At 72.0% G+C, this 21,444-nt stretch carries 6 protein-coding genes; 4 read left to right on the top strand and 2 right to left on the bottom strand.

Going from position 1 to position 21,444, the window contains the following annotated elements; all coding sequences use genetic code 11:
- Positions 1 to 157 precede the first annotated feature (157 nt).
- From ACIP6N_RS29540 to ACIP6N_RS29525, 4 genes are all read left to right on the top strand, one after another.
- Positions 158 to 1,546 carry a glycosyltransferase gene (locus ACIP6N_RS29540; protein ID WP_401820743.1) on the top strand — a complete coding sequence of 463 codons (1,389 nt, stop codon included), beginning with the start codon at positions 158 to 160 and terminating at the stop codon, positions 1,544 to 1,546.
- A 12-nt stretch (positions 1,547 to 1,558) separates the two neighbouring features.
- Positions 1,559 to 2,617, top strand: coding sequence for a DegT/DnrJ/EryC1/StrS family aminotransferase (locus ACIP6N_RS29535; protein WP_401820741.1), 1,059 nt, complete (start codon positions 1,559 to 1,561; stop codon positions 2,615 to 2,617).
- A 73-nt stretch (positions 2,618 to 2,690) separates the two neighbouring features.
- Positions 2,691 to 3,866, top strand: a complete 1,176-nt coding sequence (locus ACIP6N_RS29530) for a cytochrome P450 (RefSeq protein ID WP_401820740.1) — start codon at positions 2,691 to 2,693, stop codon at positions 3,864 to 3,866.
- 58 nt (positions 3,867 to 3,924) lie between these two features.
- Entirely contained in the window at positions 3,925 to 4,116 is a 192-nt protein-coding gene (locus ACIP6N_RS29525) for a ferredoxin (RefSeq protein WP_401820748.1), read from the top strand.
- Between the two features lie 354 nt (positions 4,117 to 4,470).
- On the opposite strand, the gene ACIP6N_RS29520 is transcribed toward ACIP6N_RS29525, so the two are convergent.
- Together ACIP6N_RS29520 and ACIP6N_RS29515 are read right to left on the bottom strand one after the other, a co-directional pair.
- Entirely contained in the window at positions 4,471 to 4,734 is a 264-nt protein-coding gene (locus tag ACIP6N_RS29520; protein ID WP_401820737.1) for a beta-ketoacyl synthase N-terminal-like domain-containing protein, read from the bottom strand.
- A gap of 198 nt (positions 4,735 to 4,932) precedes the next feature.
- Positions 4,933 to 21,444: type I polyketide synthase (locus tag ACIP6N_RS29515; RefSeq protein WP_401820734.1), on the bottom strand; the 16,512-nt coding region annotated here is incomplete at its 5' end.

The raw sequence follows: 21,444 nt of genomic DNA, 5'->3' as shown, positions 1-21,444 counted from the left end.
GCTTCACCGCGCAACGCGCCCGTAGACGCCGGTCGGTGTCGCTCCCTCAGGACGACGTGCACCGGAGGGTGGTGGTGGACGTGACCGCCCGGCGACCAGCCGTGTGAGTACATGTGGCACCGAGCCATCGGGAAGCCACTTCCGAAGGGTGTTGTCCATGGACTCGACTCGGCAGCCGATCCTGTTCGTCAGTTATGCCGAAAGCGGCCTCCTCAACCCGTTGCTCGTACTCGCGGCGGAATTGTCCCGTCGCGGGGTGGAAGACCTGTGGTTCGCGGCCGACGAAAAGGCACGCTCCGAAATCGAGGCGACCACCGTGAAAACGCCGGTGGAGTTCGCGTCTCTCGGTGACGTCGTGTCCGAGATGTCGGCCGTGACATGGGACGACGAGACCTATCAGGCGGTGACTCAGCGATCGCCCTTCAAGGCGCACCGCGCGGTCATCGAGCACTCGTTCGCGCCGGAGACCCGGGTGGAGAAGTACCGGCGTCTCGAAGCGATCGTCGACGAGGTCAAGCCGGCGCTGATGGTGATCGAGAGCATGTGCCAGTTCGGGTACGAGGTGGCCATCACCAAGAAGATCCCCTTCGTGCTGGGGGTGCCTTTCGTGCCCAGCAATGTCCTCACCTCGCACGTGCCGTTCGCCAAGTCGTACACGCCCCGCGGCTTCCCGGTGCCGCACTCCGGTCTGTCGGCGAACATGAACCTCTCGCAGCGTCTGACCAACGAGCTGTTCCGGCTGCGGACGCTGGGGATCTTCATGTCGGCGAAGATGCGCGAGGTGGTCAAGGAGGACAACCGGATCCGCGAGGAGCTCGGCATCGCGCCCGAGGCGCGCCAGATGATGGCGAGGATCGACCACGCCGAGGCGGTCCTGTGCTACTCGGTGCCCGAACTGGACTACCCCTTCCCGCTGCCGGAGAAGCTGCGGCTGGTCGGCGCGATGGTGCCGCCGCTGCCGCAGGCACCGGACGACGACGGCCTGTCCGACTGGCTGTCGGAGCAGAAGTCCGTCGTCTACATGGGCTTCGGCACGATCACCCGGCTGACGTCCGAGCACATCGGGTCGCTGGTGGAGGTCGCGCGACGGCTGTCGGATCACCACCAGGTGCTGTGGAAACTTCCCGAGGAGCAGCAGAAGATGCTGCCGCCCCGGGAGACGCTGCCCGACAACCTGCGGATCGAGAAATGGGTCCCCTCACAGCTCGACGTGCTGGCCCATCCGAACGTCAAGGTCTTCTTCACCCACGCCGGCGGCAACGGTTACCACGAGGGCCTTTACTTCGGTAAGCCTCTGGTGGTGCGTCCGCTGTGGGTGGACTGCGACGACCAGGCGATCCGCGGCCAGGACTTCGGCGTCAGCCTGTCCGTCGACCATCCGGAAACCGTCGACGCGGACGATGTGTACGACAAGCTCACCCGGGTGCTCGAAGACGACGCGTTCCGCGAGCGCGCCGAGCACTTCGGGGAACTGCTGCGCGCGGCGGGCGGCCGCAGCGCCGCCGCCGACGTCATTCTCGGCCTCCCGGCCCTCGCCACTCACTGATCGGGGCATCCCATGTCATACACCCATCCCGTTTCCAAGCCCTGGCTCGAAGGGCGCGAACTCGAGTACGTGACCGAGGCGGTCAGCGGCGGCTGGATCTCGTCGCAGGGCCCCTATGTCCGCAAGTTCGAGGAAGAGTTCGCCCGCTTCAACGACGCGGCGCACGGCGTCGCCTGTTCCTCGGGCACGACGGCTCTCACGCTCGCGCTGCGGGCGCTCGGTGTCGGTCCCGGCGACGAGGTGATCGTCCCCGAGTTCACGATGATCGCGAGCGCGTGGGCCGTCACCTACGTGGGCGCGACCCCCGTCTTCGTGGACTGCGGCGACGATCTCAACATCGACGTCTCCCTCATCGAGGAGAAGATCACCCCCAGGACCAAGGTGATCATGCCGGTGCACATCTACGGCCGCCGGTGCGACATGGACAAGATCATGGATCTCGCCTACGACTACAACCTCCGTGTCGTGGAGGACTCCGCGGAGGCCCACGGCGTACGGCCGGTCGGTGACATCGCCTGCTTCTCGCTCTTCGCCAACAAGATCATCACCGCCGGCGAGGGCGGCATCTGCGTCACCAACGACGAGCGCCTGGCCGATCAGATGGCCCATCTGCGCGCGATGGCGTTCACCAAGGACCACAGCTTCCTGCACAAGAAGCTCGCCTACAACTTCCGTATGACGAACATGCAGGCGGCTGTCGCGCTGGGGCAGACCGAACAGCTGGACACCATTCTGAAGACCCGCCGTGACATCGAGCGGCGCTACGACGAGGGCCTGCGCGGCATCGAGGGCATCACCCTGATGCCGCCGCGCGATGTGCTGTGGATGTACGACCTGCGCGCCGAACGCCGGGAGGAACTGCGTGACTTCCTCGCCGCCGAGGGCATCGAGACGCGGCTGTTCTTCAAGCCGATGAGCAGGCAGCCCGGTTACTACGACGCCGACTGGCCGTCCCTGAACGCGAGCCGCTTCGCCGAGGACGGCTTCTACCTGCCGACGCACACCGGACTGACCGCCGAGGAGCAGGACTTCATCACGGGGAAGGTCCGCGCGTTCTACGACGCCGCGTGAACCCCCTGCCCCAGCCGGTGGTACTCGTCAGTCAACGACTCGGGAAGTTCCGATCCCCAGGGGAATCGAAAAGATGACAACAACCAACACGTGCCCGGTCGCCTTCCCGCTTCGGCGGCCCGGCCAGCCCTTTCCTCCGCAGGAGTACGCGGACTTCAGGCAGGAGGGCGGCCTCGTCAAGTCGACGCTGCCCAGCGGGGTCCCCGTCTGGCTGGTGACCCGGCACGAGGACGTACGGGCCGTGCTCACCGACTCCAGGATCAGCTCCAACCCCTCCCATCCCGGTTTCCCCAAGGCGGCCAAGACCGGCGGCGTGCCTTCCCAGGACGAGGTCCCCGGCTGGTTCGTGGCGCTGGACCCGCCGGAGCACGGCAGGTTCCGCAAGACCCTCATCCCTGAGTTCACCGTCCGCCGCATCAGGGAGATGCGCCCGGCCATCGAGCAGGTCGTCAACGAACGCATCGACGCGCTGCTCGCCGCGGGGAACACCGCGGATCTCATCGCGGACTTCGCGCTGTCCGTGCCGTCCCTGGTCATCTCCGACCTGCTCGGGGTGCCCAAGGCCGACCGCGACTTCTTCGAGACCAAAACCCGCGTCCTGGTCACCCTGACCTCGACGGACGAGCAGCGGCAGTCGGCGTCCCAGGCGCTGCTGCGCTATCTCAACCGGCTGATCACCATCAAGCAGAGGCGGCCGGGCGACGACCTGATCAGCCGTCTGCTCGAGGACGGGACCATCTCCCGTCAAGAGATGTCCGGCGTGTCGATGCTGCTGCTGATCGCCGGCCACGAGACGACGGCGAACAACATCGGGCTCGGCGTGGTGACGCTGCTGACGAACCCGCAGTGGATCGGCGACGTACGCGCCGTGGAGGAGTTGCTGCGCTTCTACTCGGTGGCCGACCTGGTGGCCTTCCGGGTGGCGGTGGAGGACGTGGAGATCGGCGGCCAGCTGATCAAGGCCGGCGAGGGCATCGTGCCGCTGGTGGCCGCGGCCAATCACGACGGCACGGTCTTCGAGCACCCCGAGGAGTTCGATCCCGAGCGTTCCGCGCGCCACCACGTGGCGTTCGGATACGGCGTGCACCAGTGCCTCGGACAGAACCTGGTCAGGGTCGAGATGGAAATCGCCTACCGGTTCCTGTTCGAGCGGATACCGACGCTGGAGCTGGCGGTGCCGGTGGAGGAGCTGTCGCTGAAGTACGACGGTGTGCTGTACGGGCTGCACGAGCTGCCCGTCCGCTGGTAGTCATGAAGCCCGGCACGATGAACGGTACGACAGTAAGAGAATTGACGGAGGAATGATGGTGCAGATCAGCGTGGACACCGACCGCTGTGTCGGAGCGGGGCAGTGCGTGTTGTCGGCGCCCGCCGTCTTCGACCAGGACGACAGCGGGATCGTGATGGTCCTGGCGGAGCCCTCGGACGACGCGGCCAAGGAGGCGGCGCGGCTGGCGGGTTCGATCTGCCCGTCCCAGGCGATCACCGTCACGGGCTGAGCGACGGCCGTACCGGCACCCTCGGGCTCCGGTGACCCGCACAACGGGCTCTGCCCCCACCGGTGGTGGGGGCAGAGCCCGTTGTGCGGGTGGTACGACCGCTACCAGGTGAACGTCAGCTCTCCGAACCCCGAGGAGAGCCGGCCGCCCCCGCACCTGGGTCTCCTCCACCGGCCGCGTCGGACGCAGTTCCGGCAGTCGGCTGAAGAGCAGCGTGCAGGCCCGTCTTCAGCCGCATCCGGGCCGGCGGAGCGCCCTCGCGGTGCCGGCTCCATGACCGAACGTCAGGCCGCGTCCGTCCCGGACCGCTCGATGACATCCCATGAACCCCCAGCAACGGCTGTTGCTGGGGGTTCATGGTGACGGCCTAGGGCCTGCCCGGCACATAGCGCCGTCCGCCCGAAGGGTGGGGCGAGCCAGGCGGGATTTGTCAGACAGGCCCTGGCGGGGCGAGATGCCGAAGAGGCCGGGATCGAAGTCGGCGACGCGGTGGGGGAACCCGCCCTGCCCGCTGACGGAGATGTCGCGCTCGTCGGTGCCGCTGTCACGCGGAGCGTCCAGGTCCCCGCCGCGGTCGGCGGGGAAACCGGAGATGACGTCGGCGCCGGAGACCACCATCTCCCATAGGCCCTCGGGGAGTCGACCCGGCCGGGGAACCGGCAGCTCAGTCCCGCGATCGCGACCGGCCCGGTGGCCGCGCCGACGAACACCCTGTTCTGTCGGCGCGGCCGCCCGGCCTCCTTCATGGCGGCGCGGAGCGCTTCCGAACTCCTCTCGGCGGAGGCGTTCATCCACTGCTCCGCTCCGTCTGTCGCGCTACTCCTCGGACTGGCCGTTGAGCGCGGCCCGCACCAGGTCCGCTACCGCCATCGAGTCGATCGACTCATCGGACTCCTCGTCCTGCGCCGATGCCGCCTCACCGCGTCCGGCCAGCTGGAGCAACGGCTCCAGCACGCCCATCTCACGCAGTTGGGCGAGCGGCACGGCCGCCAGCAGGGCCCGGATCTCCGCTTCCTCGCCGTCGGCCGCCGGCCCCTCGTCGGGGATGAGCCGTTCCAGCACGTGTTCGCCGAGGACCGCGGGGGTCGGGTGGTCGAAGACGAGCGTCGCGGAGAGGCTGAGGCCGGTGGCCTTGTTGAGCTGGTTCCGCAGCTCGACGGCTCCGAGCGAGTCCACTCCGAGGTCCCTGAAGGACCGTTCCGCGCCGACGGCGTCCGTGTCCGGGTAGCCCAGCACACGGGCCGCCGTGGTACGGACCAGGTCCACGACCACTTCCAGCCGCCGTCCGGCGGGCCGGTTCATCAGCTGGTCGCGCAGGCCACTGTCGGCCGCGGCGCTCTCGGGCGCCGCCGCTGTCGCGGCCACCATCTCCTGGTACCCGGGGAACTCCCGCAGCAGGGCGCTCGGCCTGGCCGCGCCGAACGCGCCCACGAACTGTTCCAGGGCCACTTCCGCGACCACCGCGGTCGGTTCCGGCTCCATGACGAGTCGCAGCAGTGCCTCACAGGCGAGCTGCGGGTCCATGGCGCCGACACCGGCACGCCTGGCCGCCTCGTCGGCTCCTTCGCCTTCCGCCATACCGCCGCCGCCCCAGGCGCCCCAGGCGACCGAGGTCGCGGGCACACCGCGCGCCACGCGCTGTTCCGCCAGCGCGTCGAGGACCGAGTTCGCCGCCGCGTAGTTGCCCTGACCGGGGTTGCCCACGGACGAGGAAGCGGACGAGAACAGGATGAAGGCGGAGAGGTCGAGGTCGCGGGTCAGTTCGTCCAGCAGGAGGGCCGGGGTGACCTTCGAGCGGAACACGGCCTCGAACCGGTCGGGGGTGAGCCGGTCGAGGATGCCGTCGTCGAGGACACCGGCCGCGTGCACCACGCCGGTGAGCGGGTGCTCCGCCGGGATGTCGGCGAGTACGGCTGTCAGCCCGGCGCGGTCGGCGACGTCGCACGCGGCGACGGTGACGCCGGTGCCGAGCAGGGCCAGTTCGTCCCGCAGCTCGGCGGCTCCCGGTGCTTCGAGGCCGCGGCGGCTGAGCAGGACCAGGTGCCGGACGCCGTCCTTGGCGAGCCTGCGGGCGACGTGGGCGCCGAGCGCGCCGGTGCCGCCGGTGATCAGGACCGTGCCTCCGGGTGCCCAGCTGCGGCCCCGCTCCTTGCCCGGTGCCTGTACGAGGCGGCGGGCGAGGACCGCGGAGGCCCGTACGGCGATCTGGTCCTCACCGTCGAGACCCGCGAGGGCTCCGGCGAAACCGGCGGCGGTCCGCTCGTCCAGGGTCTCGGGGAGGTCGATCAGACCGCCCCAGCGCTCCGGGTACTCCAGCGCGGCGACCCGGCCCATGCCCCAGACGGCTGCCTGGAGCGGGCTGCGCGGGCTCTCCCCGCGGTTCACGGACACCGCGCCCCGGGTGACGCACCACAGCGGAGCCTGGACCCCGGCGTCACCGAGTGCCTGGAGCAGCGCCGTGGTGAGGACCGCTCCTTCGGGAACGCTGCCCGCCAGGGTGTCCCGCAGGCCGAGGAGCGACACGACGCCGGCGAACCGGGTGCCGTCCTGGGCGGCGGTACGGATGAGTCCGGCGAGCGCGGCCCGGTCGGGGACGTTCGCCTCGATCCGTACGACCTGGGTGCCCAGCGCGTCGAGCGCCGCGTTCACCCAGGCGTCCGTGCCCAGTCCTTCGGGCACGACGGCCAGCCAGGTACCCGTCAGCGGCTTGCGGTGCGCGATGGACGCACCGGTCAGCGGCTTCCAGACGACGCGGTGACGCCATCCCTGCACGAGTGATTCGTCGGCACGCTGCCTGCGCCAGTCGAGCAGCGCGGGGAGCACCTTCGAGAGGGTGTCGCCCTCGACGTCGAGGGTGGACTCCAGCGAGCTGAAGTCCTCCTGCTCCACCGCTTCCCAGAAGGCGCGGTCGGTCTCCCTCACGTCGCCCGGGGCCGCGGCGGGTGCCGGGGCGAGTCCCGGCATGGCGTCCGGCCAGAAGCGGCCGCGCTGGAAGGCGTAGGTCGGCAGGTCGAGCCACTGGGCTCCGGTGCCCGCGAAGAACGCGGACCAGCGCGGTCCCGCGCCGTGTACGTGCAGCGTGGCGAGGGCGGTGACCAGGGTGGTCTCCTCACCGCGGTTCCTGCGCAGGACGGGGACCGTCACGGCGCCGGCCGGAGCGGACTGCTGTGCCATCGCGCAGAGCACGCCGTCGGGGCCGAGTTCCAGGAAGGTGCTCACGCCGCGGTCGGCCATCGTCCTGACGCCGTCGGCGAAGCGGACCGCCTCGCGCACGTGCCGCACCCAGTAGTCGGCGGAGCACAGCTCCTGTTCGGTGGCCCTCTCGCCGGTCAGGTTGGACACCACCGGGATGCGCGGCGCCTGGAAGGACAGCCGCTCCACCACGGCACGGAAGTCGTCCAGCATCGGGTCCATCAGCGGTGAGTGGAACGCGTGGCTGACGGCGAGCCGCGTCGTCTTGCGGCCCTCGGCCGCGAGCTTCGCGGCGACCGCCAGGGCCGCGTCCTCGGCGCCGGACACGACCACGGCGGACGGTCCGTTGACAGCGGCGATCGAGACGTCACCGGAGAGCAGCGGGGTGACTTCGTCCTCCGCCGCCTGTACGGCGACCATCGCCCCGCCGGCGGGCAGCGCCTGCATCAGCTTGGCGCGGGCCACCACCAGACGCGCCGCGTCGTCCAGCGAGAACACCCCGGCGACATGGGCCGCGGCGATCTCACCGATCGAATGACCGGCCACGAAGTCGGGGGTGAGGCCCCACGATTCGACCAGCCGGAAGAGCGCCACCTCGATCGCGAACAGCGCGGGCTGGGTGTAGCCCGTCTCGTTCAGCAGGTCGGCGTCGTCGCCCCAGATCACCTCGCGCAGCGGACGGTCCAGCTGACCGTCCAGCCGGGCCAGCACCGCGTCCAGCGCCTCGGCGAAGACCGGGAAGCGCTCGTACAGCTCCTGGCCCATGCCGAGCTGCTGCGAGCCCTGTCCCGAGAAGAGGAAGGCGCTCTTGCCGGTGCGTTCCAGGTGGTTCTCGACGGTGCCCTGGGCGGGGGCGCCCTCGGCGACGGCGGTGAGGCCGGCGCGCAGCGCGTCCTGGTCGGAGAGCGTCACGGCGGCCCGGTGCTCGAAGGCCGAGCGGGTCGTCGCGAGCGAGTAGGCCAGGTCGTTCAGCGCGATGCCGGGGTGCGCGTCCAGGTGGCTGAGCAGCCGGCGTGCCTGCGCGCGCAGCGCGTTCTGCGAGCGTCCCGACAGCAGGAGCGGCACGGTACCGGCGTCCCTGACGGGGCTCCGGTCGGCCGGCTGGGCCGAGGCCGCCTCGGCGGGCGGTGCCTGCTCCAGGATCACGTGCGCGTTGGTACCGCTGGCTCCGAAGGAGGAGACAGCGGACCGGCGCGGGCGGCCCGTCTCGGGCCAGGCGACGGCTTCCGTCAGCAGTCGGGCCGAGCCCGCCGTCCAGTCGACGTGGGACGTGGGGTTCTCGGTGTACAGGGACTTGGGGAGCGTGCCGTGCTCCATCGCCATGATCATCTTGATCACGCCGCCGACGCCGGACGCTGCCTGTGTGTGACCGATGTTGCTCTTCAGCGAACCGAGCAGTACGGGACGTTCCCGGTCCTGGCCGTAGGTGGCGAGCAGGGCCTGCGCCTCGATCGGGTCACCGAGCTTGGTTCCGGTGCCGTGTGCCTCCACGGCGTCCACGTCGGCCGTGGCCAGACCGGAGTTGGCGAGCGCCTGGCGGATGACGCGCTGCTGCGCGGGTCCGCTCGGGGCCGTCAGTCCGTTGGACGCGCCGTCCTGGTTGATGGCCGAGCCGCGCAGGACCGCCAGGATGTGGTGGCCGTTGCGCTTGGCGTCGGAGAGCCGCTCGACGACGAGCATGCCCACGCCCTCGGACCAGCCGGTGCCGTCGGCGTCCTCGGAGAACGCCTTGCACCGGCCGTCGGGCGACAGGGCGCCCTGGGCGCTGAACTCGACGAAGCCCACCGGGGTGGCCATCACGGTCACACCGCCGGCCAGCGCGATCGAGCACTCACCGGAGCGCAGTGCCTGGGCGGCCAGGTGCAGGGCCACCAGCGACGAGGAGCACGCGGTGTCGACCGACACCGTGGGTCCCTGGATGCCGAAGGTGTACGCCAGCCGGCCGGACAGCAGGCTCGCGGACTGGGCCGTCTGCCACTGTCCCGCCTCCGCCGGCGGCCGGTAGTCTCCGCTGCCGCCTCCGACGAACACGCCGGTGGTACCGCTGCCGCGCAGGGACGCGGGGTCGATGCCGGAACGCTCCAGCGCCTCCCAGGCGGCTTCGAGAAGGATCCGCTGCTGCGGGTCCATCACGATCGCCTCGTTCGGTGAGATGCCGAACAGGCCGGGGTCGAAGTCGGTGGCGTCGTAGAGGAAGCCGCCGTTGCCGGTGGTGCTGCGGCCCCGGCCGCCCTCGGTACCGCCGCCGAGCAGGGTGTCGATGTCCCAGCCGCGGTCCGTGGGGAAGTCGCCGACGGCGTCGGTGCCTTCGCTGATCAGCTGCCACAGGTCCTCGGGGGAGGAGACGTCGCCCGGGTAACGGCAGCTCATCCCGACGATGACGACGGGGTCGTCACCGGCCAGGACGGCGGCGGTCGCGGGGGCCGCGACGGCGGGCAGTCCGCCGAGCAGCTCGGTCCGCAGGTGGGCGGCGAGTTCCGCCGGGGTCGGGTGGTCGAAGACCAGCGTGGCGGGCAGGGCGACCCCGGTCGCGGTGGTCAGCTGGTTGCGCAGGTCCACGGCGGTCAGCGAGTCGAAGCCGAGGTCGCGGAACGGCAGGTCGGACTCGACCGTCGCGCTGTCCGCGTGTCCGAGGACCGCGGCGACCTTGTCCGTGACGAGGGTGAGCAGCGCCTCGGCGCGGTCGGCCTCCGGCAGATCGAGCAGCCACTGCTGGTTGGTGCCGGACGCGGCCCGCTCGTCCTCGCGGTCGCGTTCGGCCGCCGCGACGGCCGCGCGGGCGTCCGGCAGGTCCGCGAACAGGGTGCTCGGCCTGGCCTCGGTGTAGGAGGGTGCGAAGGTCTCCCAGCGCACATCGGCCACGGTGACGGCGGGCTCGGTGCCCGCTGCGGCGGTGCCGAGTGCGGCGAGCGCCGCGTCGGTGTCCATGACGGGCAGGCCGTTCAGGCGCAGGTGCGCGGCCATCGACCGCTCCACCGTGTCCGACCAGGCTCCCCAGGCGACCGACAGGGCGGGGACGCCCCGGTCGCGGCGGCTGCGGGCGAAGGCGTCGAGGCAGGCGCCCAGCGCGGCTTCGGCCTGCTGGCCGCGTACGCCCCAGACTCCGGCGATGGAGCCGAAGACGATGAACGCGTCGAGCGGTGTGTCACCGAGTACCCGGTCGAGGGTGCGCACTCCGGCCAGCGCCGCGGAGACCTCCGCGGTTCCGGCGCCGGCTCCTTCGGTGTTGGCCTCCGCGTGGATGACGGCGCTGAGCGGCGCGTCCTCGGGGATCGCGGCCAGCAGCGCGGTCAGCGCTTCGGGGTCGGACACGTCGCAGTCGGCGAGGGTGATGCCGGCGCCGAGCCGCTTCAGCTCGGCCTCCAGCGCCTCGGACCCGGCGGTGTCGGACGGGTGACGGCCGGTCAGCACCACATGGCGGGCGCCTTCCCGCGCCAGCCAGCGGGCGGCGGCGCCGCCCGTCGTACCGGCGCCGCCGACGACGAGCACGGTGCCGGTGGGCTGCCAGGAGTCGCCCTGCGGGTCGGCCGTCGTACGGACGAGCCGCCGTCCGAAGGTTCCGGTGGCGCGGACCGCGATCTGGTCCTCGTCCCCGGCGCCGGTCAGCAGCGCGGCGAAGGCGGCGCCCGTCGTGTCGTCGAGCGTCTCGGGGAGGTCGACGAGTCCGCCCCAGCGGTCGGGCTGTTCGAGTGCGGCGACCCGGCCGGCGCCCCATACGGCGGCCTGGCCCGCGTTCAGCAGCGGTTCGCCGGCCGCGACGGAGACGGCTCCCCGGGTGACGCACCACAGCGGCGCGTCGATCCCGGCGTCGGCCAGGGCCGACAGCAGGGCGTCGGGCCAGGCCGCGTTCTGCGGCAGAGGCGCGTCGGCGCCGGGGGCCGTGGCGGCGAGGAGCGAGACGACTCCGGTGTATCCGGCGCCGTCCGTGCGCGCCGCGGCCAGCCACTCGGTCAGGGTGTCCGGGTCGGCCGGGTCACCCTCGACCAGTACCGCTCCGGTACCCAGCGCGGCGACGGCTGCGGCGGTCCAGCTGTCCTCGGCCGCACCGGCCGGCACGAGCACCAGCCAGTCGCCGGACGGGGCGGCGGACGGCGCGGGAAGCGTCGCCCAGCTCTCGCGGTAGTGCCAGTTCGCGCCGGCGGACCGCTCGCCGCGGCGGCGGCGCCAGGCGGAGAGCGCGGGCACCATCGTGGTGACGGTGTCGCCGTCCAGGCCGAGCGAGGCGGCCAGCGATTCCAGGTCCTCGCGCTCCACGGCGGACCAGAATTCGGCGTCCGCCGGGTCGGGCGCGCCGATCTCGGCGAGAGCGGCGGGCTCGGGCCAGTACCTCTCGTGCTGGAAGGCGTACGTCGGCAGTTCGACGCGGTGCGCGGCGCTGCCCGTGAAGAACGCGGCCCAGCGGGGTCCCGCGCCGTGCACGTGCAGGGTGGCGAGCGCGGTGGTGATCGCCGTTTCCTCGCTCTGGTCCTTGCGCAGGACGGGCACCACCACGGGGGTGGGTTCGGCGCCGTCCAGGCTCTGCTGGGTCATCGCGGAGAGCACGCCGTCGGGGCCGAGCTCCACGAAGGTGCTCACCTCCGCGTCCCGCAGGGTGCGGATGCCGTCGGCGAACCGTACGGCTTCGCGTACGTGCCGTACCCAGTAGGCGGGAGAGGCCAGCTCGGCCGCCGTGGCGAGGGCGCCGGTCAGGTTCGACACCACGGGGATGCCGGGCTCCTGGTACGTCAGGCCTTCCGCGACCCGGGCGAAGTCGGCCAGCATCGGGTCCATCAGCGGTGAGTGGAAGGCGTGCGAGACCCGCAGCCTCCTGGTCCTGCGGCCATCGGCGGAGAACCGCTCCGCGATCTTGAGCACCGCGTCCTCGGCTCCGGCGACGACCATCGCCTCGGGGCCGTTGACCGCCGCGAGCGAGACGTTCTCGTCCAGCAGCGGGAGGACCTCCTCCTCGGTGGCCTGTACGGCGACCATCGCGCCGCCCTGCGGCAGGGACTGCATCAGTGTGGCGCGGGCGGCCACCAGACGGCAGGCGTCCTCCAGGGAGAACACCCCCGCCACGTGGGCCGCGGCCACCTCACCGATGGAATGTCCCGCCACGTAGTCGGGAACGACGCCCCACGACTCCAGCAGCCGGAACAGCGCCACCTCGACCGCGAACAGCGCGGGCTGGGTGTAGCCCGTCTCGTCGAGCAGTTCCGACTCGACGGTGCCCGGCTCGGCGAACAGCACGTCCCGCAGCGGGAATTCGAGCTCCGTGTCCAGGTGCGCGAGGACCGCGTCCAGCGCCTCCGCGAAGACGGGGTGGCGCTCGTACAGCTCGCGGCCCATCGCGGCGCGCTGGCTGCCCTGCCCGGAGAAGAGGAAGGCGGACCTGCCGGGCGTGCGGCTCGCGACACCGCGTGCGGTCTCCCTCACCCCTTCGGCGTCCGCGAGCAGCACGGCGCGGTGCGGGAAGAGCGTACGGTCCGTGACCAGCGAGTGGCCGATGTCCAGCCGGGACAGACCGGTGTTGAGCGCGGCGAACGAGGTCAGCCGCTCGATCTGGGCCTGCAGCGCCTCGCGGGTCCGGCCGGAGACGATCCACGGCACCACGGCCGGGATGACCGCGGGGGTGCTGGTCTCCGGTTCGGCCGCGGGCTGTTCGACGGCCGGCGCCTGCTCCACGATGACGTGCGCGTTCGTACCGCTGAGGCCGAAGGCCGAGACACCGGCCCGGCGCGGGCGGCCGGTCTCGGGCCAGTCCGCCGCTTCGCTCAGCAGCGACACGGCGCCGGAGGACCAGTCGACGTGGGCGGAGGGGGCGTCGATGTGCAGGGTCTTGGGCAGGGTGCCGTGGCGCATGGCCATCAGCATCTTGATCACACCGGCGACGCCCGCCGCGGCCTGGGTGTGACCGATGTTGGACTTGACCGTACCGAGCAGCAGCGGCTGCTCGGGGTCGCGGTCCCGGCCGTAGGTGGTCAGGAGAGCGCCGGCCTCGATCGGGTCGCCCAGGGTGGTGCCGGTGCCGTGCGCCTCGACGGCGTCGATGTCGGCGGTGGACAGACCCGCGTCGGCGAGTGCCTGCCGGATGACACGCTGCTGCGAGGGGCCGTTCGGCGCGGTGAGGCCGTTGGAGGCGCCGTCCTGGTTGACGGCGGTGCCGCGGATGACACCGCGTACCTCGTGACCGTTGCGTACGGCGTCGGAGAGCCGTTCCAGTACGAGGATGCCGACGCCCTCGGACCAGGCGGTGCCGTCGGCCCCGTCGGCGAACGCCTTGCACCTGCCGTCGGGGGCCAGGCCGCCCTGGGCGCTGAACTCCACGAAGGAGTCCGGGCTCGACATCACGGACACGCCGCCCGCGATCACCAGGGAGCACTCCCCCGTGCTGAGCGCCTTGCCGGCCCAGTGGAGTGCGACCAGCGAGGAGGAGCAGGCGGTGTCGATGGTGACGGCGGGGCCTTCGAGGCCGAGCGCGTAGGAGAGCCGGCCCGACATGATGCTGGCGGTGTTGCCGGTGGCGGCGTAGCCGCGTACGTCGGAGGCGGACCTGCGCAGCAGCGTCGCGTAGTCCTGGCCGTTGGTGCCGACGAAGACTCCGGTGGTGGAGCCGCGCAGCCCCGACGGGTCGATTCCGGCCCGCTCGAGCGCTTCCCAGGTGGCCTCGAGCAGCAGTCGCTGCTGCGGGTCCATGGCCAGCGCCTCACGCGGCGAGATGCCGAAGAAGCGGGCGTCGAAGTCGGCGACGCCGCTGAGGAATCCGCCTTCGAGGGTGTCGGAGGAACCGGCGCCGAGGCCCTCGATGTCCCAGCCGCGGTCGTCGGGGAAGGAGGTGATGCCGTCGCGGCCTTCCACGACCAGCTGCCACAGCTCCTCGGGCGAGGTGACCCCGCCGGGGAAGCGGCAGCTGATGCCGACGACCGCGATCGGGTCGTCGTCCAGCGGTCGGCCTGCGGGGACGACCGGCGCGGACGCCTCGGGCAGCGAGCCCAGCAGCTCCGCGAGCAGGAAGTCCGCCATCTCCCCGGGGGTCGGGAAGTCGTACACGAGGGAGACGGGCAGGGTGAGACCGGTGAGGGCGGAGAGCCCGTTGCGCAGTTCCAGGATGGTCAGCGAGTCGAAGCCGAGGTCCCGGAAGGCCCGGTCGTCCTCGATGGCGCGGGCGTCGGTGTGGCCGAGTACGGCCGCCACCTGGGCGCGCAGCAGGGACAGTACGTGGGCACTGCGGTCGGCTTCGGGCAGCTCCGCGAGCGTGCGCCGCAGCTCGGGCTCGCCCGCGGCGGCGCCGGACGGAGCCGTGGCGGACTGCCGTGCCTCGGGCAGGTCGCTGACGAAGGGCAGCTGCCTGGTCGAGGCGAACGCGCGCAGGAAGCGGTCCCAGTCCATGTCGACGAGGGCCAGAGCCGTGTCGTCGTGCTCGATGGCCTGGAGCATCGCGCGAACGGCCGGTTCCGGAGCCAGCGGCTCGAAACCGCCGCGCCGGACGCGGCTCGCGATCTCGGCGGCGTCGGCGACCATGCCGGACCCGGCCCAGGGGCCCCAGGCGATGGAGAGCGCGGTCAGGCCCTGGGCCCGCCGGTACTCGGCGAGGGCGTCCAGGTAGGCGTTGGCCGCCGCGTAGTTGCCCTGTCCCGCGGCGCCGATGACACCGGCGGTCGAGGAGAAGAGCACGAACGCCGACAGGTCCAGCTCCGCCGTCAGCTCGTGCAGGTGGCACGCGGAGACGACCTTGGAGCGCAGGACCGCCGTGAAGCTGTCCGGGGTCAGCGCGTCCACGACGTTGTCCTCGACCACGCCGGCCGTGTGGATGACCGCGCTGAGCGGCGCGTCCTCCGGGACGGCGGCGAGCAGGGCGGCGAGTGCGTCGCGGTCCGCGACGTCACAGGCCGCGATGGTGACGCGGGCGCCCAGCTCTTCGAGTTCGGCGCGCAGTGCGGCCGCGCCGGGCGCGTTCTCGCCGCGCCTGCTGGTGAGCAGCAGGTGGTCGGCGCCGGTGGCGGCGAGCCGCCTGGCGACGTGTCCGCCGAGGCCGCCGGTTCCGCCGGTGATCAGGACGGTGCCCGCCGGGTCGAACGTCTTCCCAGCCGGGGTCTGTCCGACCGGGCTGTGGGCGAGGCGGCGTACGAACACGCCGGAGGCGCGTACGGCGACGGCGTCCTCGCCGCCGGTGCCCGCCAGGACGCCCCGCAGCCGGCGTGCGGCGTTGCCGTCGATGAGCTCGGGCAGGTCGACGGAGCCGCCCCAGCGGCCGGGCTGTTCGAGGGTGACGGCGCGTCCCAGACCCCATACGGCGGCCTGGTCGAGACTGGCGATCTGCTCGGAGCGGCCGACGGAGACCGCGCCGCGGGTGACGCTCCACAGCGGCGCGCCGATCCCGGCGTCGCCGAGTGCCTGCACGGCCGTCGTGGTGAGGGTCAGGGCCGCGGGCACGTCGGGGTGTTCCTGGTCCCTGCCCTCGACGAGCGGGAGGAGGGACAGCACACCGGCGAACGCGTCGCCCCCGGCGAGCGATCCGGTCAGCAGCGCGGTGAGGGCGGCCCTGTCGGTGCCGGTGACCTCGACCCGTACGGTTTCCGTCCCGAGCGCGCCGACGACCTCGGCGGCCCAGTCGGTGTCCTGCGTACGGTCGGGTGCCAGCACCAGCCAGCGGCCCGACAGCGCGGCGGGTGAGGCCGATCCGGTCTGCGGCTTCCAGGTGACGCGGTAGCGCCAGGAGTCCACGGCGGACTGCTCGCCCCTGCGGCGGCGCCACGCGGTGAGCGCGGGCACCATCGCGGTGACGGTGTCGTCGTCGAGATCCAGCGAGGCGGCCAGCGCCTGCACGTCGTCCCGCTCGACCGCCGACCAGAACTCGGCGTCCACCGCGTTCGCCGGCGCGGGCGTTGCCTCCGCCGCCTGTGCGACGGCCTCGGGCCAGTAGCGCTCGCGCTGGAAGGCGTATGTCGGCAGCTCGATCCGGCGCGCGCCGGTGTTCGCGAAGAACGCGGTCCAGTCGACGTCCACGCCGTGCGCGTGGGCACCGGCCAGCGCCGAGGTGACCGCCGGTACCTCGGGGCGGTCACCGCGCAGCAGCGGAAGAAGCGCGCTGGACGGCTTCTCGGTCAGGCTCTCCCGCGCCATGCCGCTGAGCACGCCGTCGGGGCCGAGCTCCAGGAAGGTCTGGACACCGCCCTGCGCCGACAGCCAGTTGATGCCGTCGGCGAAGCGTACGGCGCCGCGGACGTGCTGGACCCAGTAGTCCGGGGAGCACACCTGGTCCTCGGTGGCGAGCGTGCCGGTGACGTTGGAGACGAAGGGGATCACCGGCGTGCTGTAGGTGACGCCGCGCGCCACCCGGGCGAAGTCGTCGAGCATGGCGTCCATGAGCGGCGAGTGGAAGGCATGGCTCACCCGCAGGCGCTTGGTCTTGCGCCCGTCGGTGCCCAGCGTCACGGCGATGTCGAGGACGTCCTCCTCGACCCCGGCGATGACCACCGAGGCGGGGCCGTTGACCGCGGCGATCGACACCCGGTCCCCGACGCCCTCGAGGAGCGGAAGCACCTCGTCCTCGGCGGCCTGGAGCGAGATCATCGCGCCGCCCTCGGGCAGCGCCTGCATCAGCCGGCCGCGCGCCGCCACCAGGGTGCACGCGTCCTCCAGCGAGAGCACGCCGGCGACGTGCGCCGCCGCCAGTTCGCCGATGGAGTGACCGGCCAGGTAGTCGGGGGTGACACCCCACGACTCGGCCAGCCGGAACAGCGCCACCTCGACCGCGAACAGCGCGGGCTGCGCGTATCCGGTCAGGTCGAGCAGGGCCGCCTCGGGCGAGCCGGGCTCGGAGAACATGATCTCGCGCAGCGGCCGGTCCAGCGTGCCGTCGAACCTGGCCAGTACGGCGTCGAGAGCGTCGGCGAAGGCGGGGAAAGCCGCGTACAGCTCCTGTCCCATGCCGGGGCGCTGGCTGCCCTGTCCGGTGAACAGGAACGCCGTCCTGCCACGGCTCGTACCGCCCTGGACCACGCCCGGTCCGGGCAGTCCGTCACGCAGCGCGAGGAGTCCGCGCGTCAGTTCGTCGTGCTCCCCCGCCACGACAGCGGCGCGGCGCTCCAGGCTGGACCGCGTGGTGGCCAGCGAGTAGGCGAGGTCGGTGAGGTCCGTCTCGGGACGCTCCTCGATCAGCGACAGCAGGCGTCCGGCCTGGGCGCGGAGCGCGGCCTCGCTCTTGGCCGACACCAGCAGCGGCAGGGTGCCGGGGCGCTCCCGCGGTTCGGGGGCGTTCTCCTCGGCCGGCTCCGCGGGCGGCGCCTCTTCGAGGATGGTGTGCACGTTGGTGCCGCTGAGCCCGAACGACGAGATGGCGCCGCGGCGCGGGCGGCCGGTCTCGGGCCAGGCGGCGCGCTCGGTCAGCAGACCGATGGCGCCGGACTCCCAGTCGACGTGCGAGGACGGCTCGTCGATGTGCAGCGTCTTCGGCACGATGCCCTGCTGGAGGGCCATGACCATCTTGATGACGCTGGCGGCGCCGGAGGCCATCTGGGTGTGACCGATGTTGGACTTGACCGAGCCGAGCAGCAGCGGACGCTCGGGGTCCCTGTCCTGTCCGTACGTGGTGAGCAGGGCCTGCGCCTCGATCGGGTCACCCAGCGCGGTACCGGTGCCGTGACCCTCCATGACGTCGACCTCGGCGGCGGTGAGCCCGGCGTTGGCGAGTGCCTGGCGGATGACGCGCTGCTGGGAGGGGCCGTTGGGGGCGGTGAGTCCGTTGGACGCACCGTCCTGGTTGACGGCGCTGCCGCGGACGACGGCGAGGACGGGGTGGCCGTTGCGGCGGGCCTCGGAGAGGCGTTCCAGCAGGACCATGCCGACGCCCTCGGCGAGTGTCATGCCGTCGGCGGCCTCGGCGTACGCCTTGCAGCGGCCGTCGGTGGCCAGTGCCCGCTGCCGGCTGAAGCCGACGAAGGCGCTGGGCGTGGACATGATGCTGACGCCGCCCGCGAGCGCGAGAGAGCTCTCCCCGTTGCGCAGTGACTGGCAGGCCAGGTGCATCGCGACGAGGGAGGAGGAGCAGGCGGTGTCGAGGGTGACCGCCGGGCCCTCGAATCCGAAGAGGTAGGAGACGCGTCCCGACAGCACGCTGGAGAGCGTGCCGGTGATCATGTGTCCTTCGGAGCCTTCGGAGGACGACACGCTCGACGCGTAGTCCTGGTAGCTGGCGCCGATGAACGTGCCGGTCAGGCTGGAGCGCTGGGACACCGGGTCGATGCCCGCGTGCTCGAAGGCCTCCCACGCCGTTTCCAGCAGCAGTCGCTGCTGCGGGTCCATCGACAGGGCCTCACGCGGCGAGATGCCGAAGAAGGCGGGGTCGAAGTCGGCGACGTTGCTCAGGAAGCCGCCCTGGACGGAGTAGGTCTTGCCGTTCTCGTCCGGGTCCGGGTCGTAGAGTCCCTCGGCGTCCCAGCCGCGGTCCGCGGGGAAGGGGGAGATCGCGTCGACCTCGTTCAGCGCGAGCTTCCACAGCTCGTCCGCCGAGCTGACCCCGCCGGGGTAGCGGCAGCTCATGCCGATGATGACGATCGGGTCGTCGTCGGCCGCCGACAGGGAGGCGGTGACGGACCGCGTGTCCGCCGCGCCCTGCGCTCCGGCCAGCTCGTCCGCGAGGAAACCGGCCAGCGCGGCCGGGTTCGGGTAGTCGAAGACCATCGTCGTCGGCAGCGTCAGTCCGGTGACGGACGCGAGGCGGTTGCGGAGGCCGACCGCGGTGAGCGAGTCGAAGCCGACGTCACGGAAGGCACGCTGGTCGGTCAGGTCCTCGGGAGACGAGAGTCCCAGGACGGACGCGGCCTCGGTACGGACCACCTCGAGCAGCGCACGTGCCTGCTCGGCGGCGGACAGCGCCCGCAGCTTCGTGACGAGTTCGCCCTCGGCGACGGTGCCCGTGGTCTGCTGGGCGGCCTCGGTGAGCCGCTTGACGTCGGGCACCTCGCTGAAGAGCGGGGTGGGACGGGCGGAGGTGTAGACGGGGTAGTAGGTGTCCCAGTCGACGTCGGCGACCGCGATGGCGGTCTCGTCGTCGTCCAGCGCCCGCTTCAGTCCGCTCAGGCCCAGCTGCGGGTCCATGAATTCCAGGCCGCTGCGGCGGATCATCGACGGGTCGACCCTGCCGAGCTGCATGTCGTCGGCCCAGATGCCCCAGGAGAGGGACATGGCGCGCAGACCGCGGGCCCGGCGGTTGGCGGCGAGCGCGGCGAGGTAGGCGTTGCCGGCCACGTAGGCGGCGTGCTGTCCGGTGCCCCACATGCCGGCGGTGGACGAGTAGAGGATGAGGTCCTGCTCGTCGCTGTCCAGCAGCTCGTCCAGGACCTGGGCGCCGGTGACCTTCGCGTCCATGACCCGGGCGAAGTCGTCGAGGCTGGTCTCCGCCAGGGAGTACAGCTCGATGAGCGCGGCGGTGTGCACGACCGTGCGTACCGTACGTCCTTCGGCCTTGAGCGAGGCCAGCAGCGCGGCCACCGCGTCCCGGTCGGTGACGTCACAGGCCGCGATGGTGGCTTCGGTGCCCAACTCGGCCAGTTCGGCGACCAGTTCGGCCGAACCCGGCGCGTCGGTGCCGCGCCGGCTGGTCAGCACGAGGTGCTCGGCGCCCTGTCCGGCCAGCCAGCGGGCCAGATGCGGGGCGAGCGTGCCCGAAGCGCCGGTGACCAGCGTCGTACCGCGCGGGCTCCAGTCGCGGGAGGTGCTCGGGCGCGCTGTCTCGGCGCGGATGATCCTGCGGGTGAACACACCCGAGGAGCGGATCGCGAGCTGGTCCTCCTCGCCGAGCGCGCCCGCCAGGGCGGAGGCCAGACGGCCGGCCGCACGCTGGTCCAGCGTCTCGGGAAGGTCGATCACCCCGCCCCAGCGCTGCGGGTGCTCCAGGGCCGTTGTCCAGCCCACACCCGCCACCTGCGCCTGGACCGGAGAGGTGACCTCGTCGGAGCGTCCGGTGGAGGTGGCGCCCCTGGTGAGGAACCACAGCGGCGCCTCGATCCCGGTGTCGCCCAGCGCCTGGACCAGCGCCACACTCAGCGCCAGGCCCAGGGCCAGGCCCCGGCACTCCTGACTCGGCTGTTCGGCGCTCGCCAGCACGGACACGACTCCGGCGATGCCGACGTCCTGCGCGCCCACCGCGGAGAGCCGCTCGGCCAGTACCGCGCGGTCGCCGCACGACTCGTCGAGCACCAGACGCCGCACCTCGGCGCCGTGGCCGCTGAGCGCGTCCACGAGCGGGCCGTCGTCGGTTCCCTCGGCGGACACCAGCAGCCAGACACCGGAAAGCGACTTCTGCGGGACCTTGTTCACCGGCGACCACGACACGCGGTAGCGCCAGGAGTCGACCGTCGAACGTTCCTTGCGTCCCTTGCGCCACGAGGACAGGGCGGGCAGCACCGCGGCCACCGAACCCTCGTCGGTACGCAGCGTCGAGGACAGCGCGGACAGGTCTTCCTGCTCCACCGCCGCCCAGAACTCCGCGTCGAGCGGGTCCGCCGCCAGGGCGAGTTCGGCCTCCGGGGCGATGGCCCACAGCCGCTCGTGCTGGAAGGCGTAGGTGGGCAGGTCGACCCGCCGGGCGCCGGTGCCGGCGAACACACCGGCCCAGTCGACGTCCACACCGCGGACGAAGACCTCGGCGGCCGACAGCAGGAACCGGGCGAGCCCGCCCTGGTCGCGGCGGAGCGTACCCGCGGCGACGGCCGGTTCGCCGGACGCGTCGATGATGTCCTGGACCGACATGGTCAGCACGGGGTGCGAGCTGACCTCGATGAACGCGCGGTGCTCGGCGGCGAGCAGGTCACGGACCGCGTCGGCGAGCTGGACCCGCTGGCGGAGGTTGCGGAACCAGTACCCCGCATCCATCTCCCGGGTGTCCAGCCAGTCACCCGTCACCGTCGAGAAGAACGGCACCTCCGACTCACGCGGACGCACCGGACCCAGCACATCCAGCAACTCATCACGCAGATCCTCGACCTGCGCCGAATGCGACGCGTAATCCACCGGCACCCGGCGAACCCGCACCTCCTCCGCCTTCAACTGACCGAACAACTCATCCAGCGGCTCAGGCTCACCCGCCACCACCACCGAACGCGGACCATTCACCGCCGCCACCGAGATCCGGCCCGACCACGCCTCCAGCCGGCTCTC

It is taken from the genome of Streptomyces sp. NPDC088725, assembly GCF_044751305.1.
Taxonomy (GTDB): Bacteria; Actinomycetota; Actinomycetes; order Streptomycetales; family Streptomycetaceae; genus Streptomyces.
This window is presented reverse-complemented; position numbering and strand designations above follow the sequence as displayed.

Coding starts and splice junctions, on each gene's coding strand:
- ACIP6N_RS29540 (WP_401820743.1), top strand. CDS start 158: ATGGACTCGACTCGGCAGCCGATCCTGTTCGTCAGTTATGCCGAAAGC.
- ACIP6N_RS29535 (WP_401820741.1), top strand. CDS start 1,559: ATGTCATACACCCATCCCGTTTCCAAGCCCTGGCTCGAAGGGCGCGAA.
- ACIP6N_RS29530 (WP_401820740.1), top strand. CDS start 2,691: ATGACAACAACCAACACGTGCCCGGTCGCCTTCCCGCTTCGGCGGCCC.
- ACIP6N_RS29520 (WP_401820737.1), bottom strand. CDS start 4,734: ATGGTGGTCTCCGGCGCCGACGTCATCTCCGGTTTCCCCGCCGACCGC.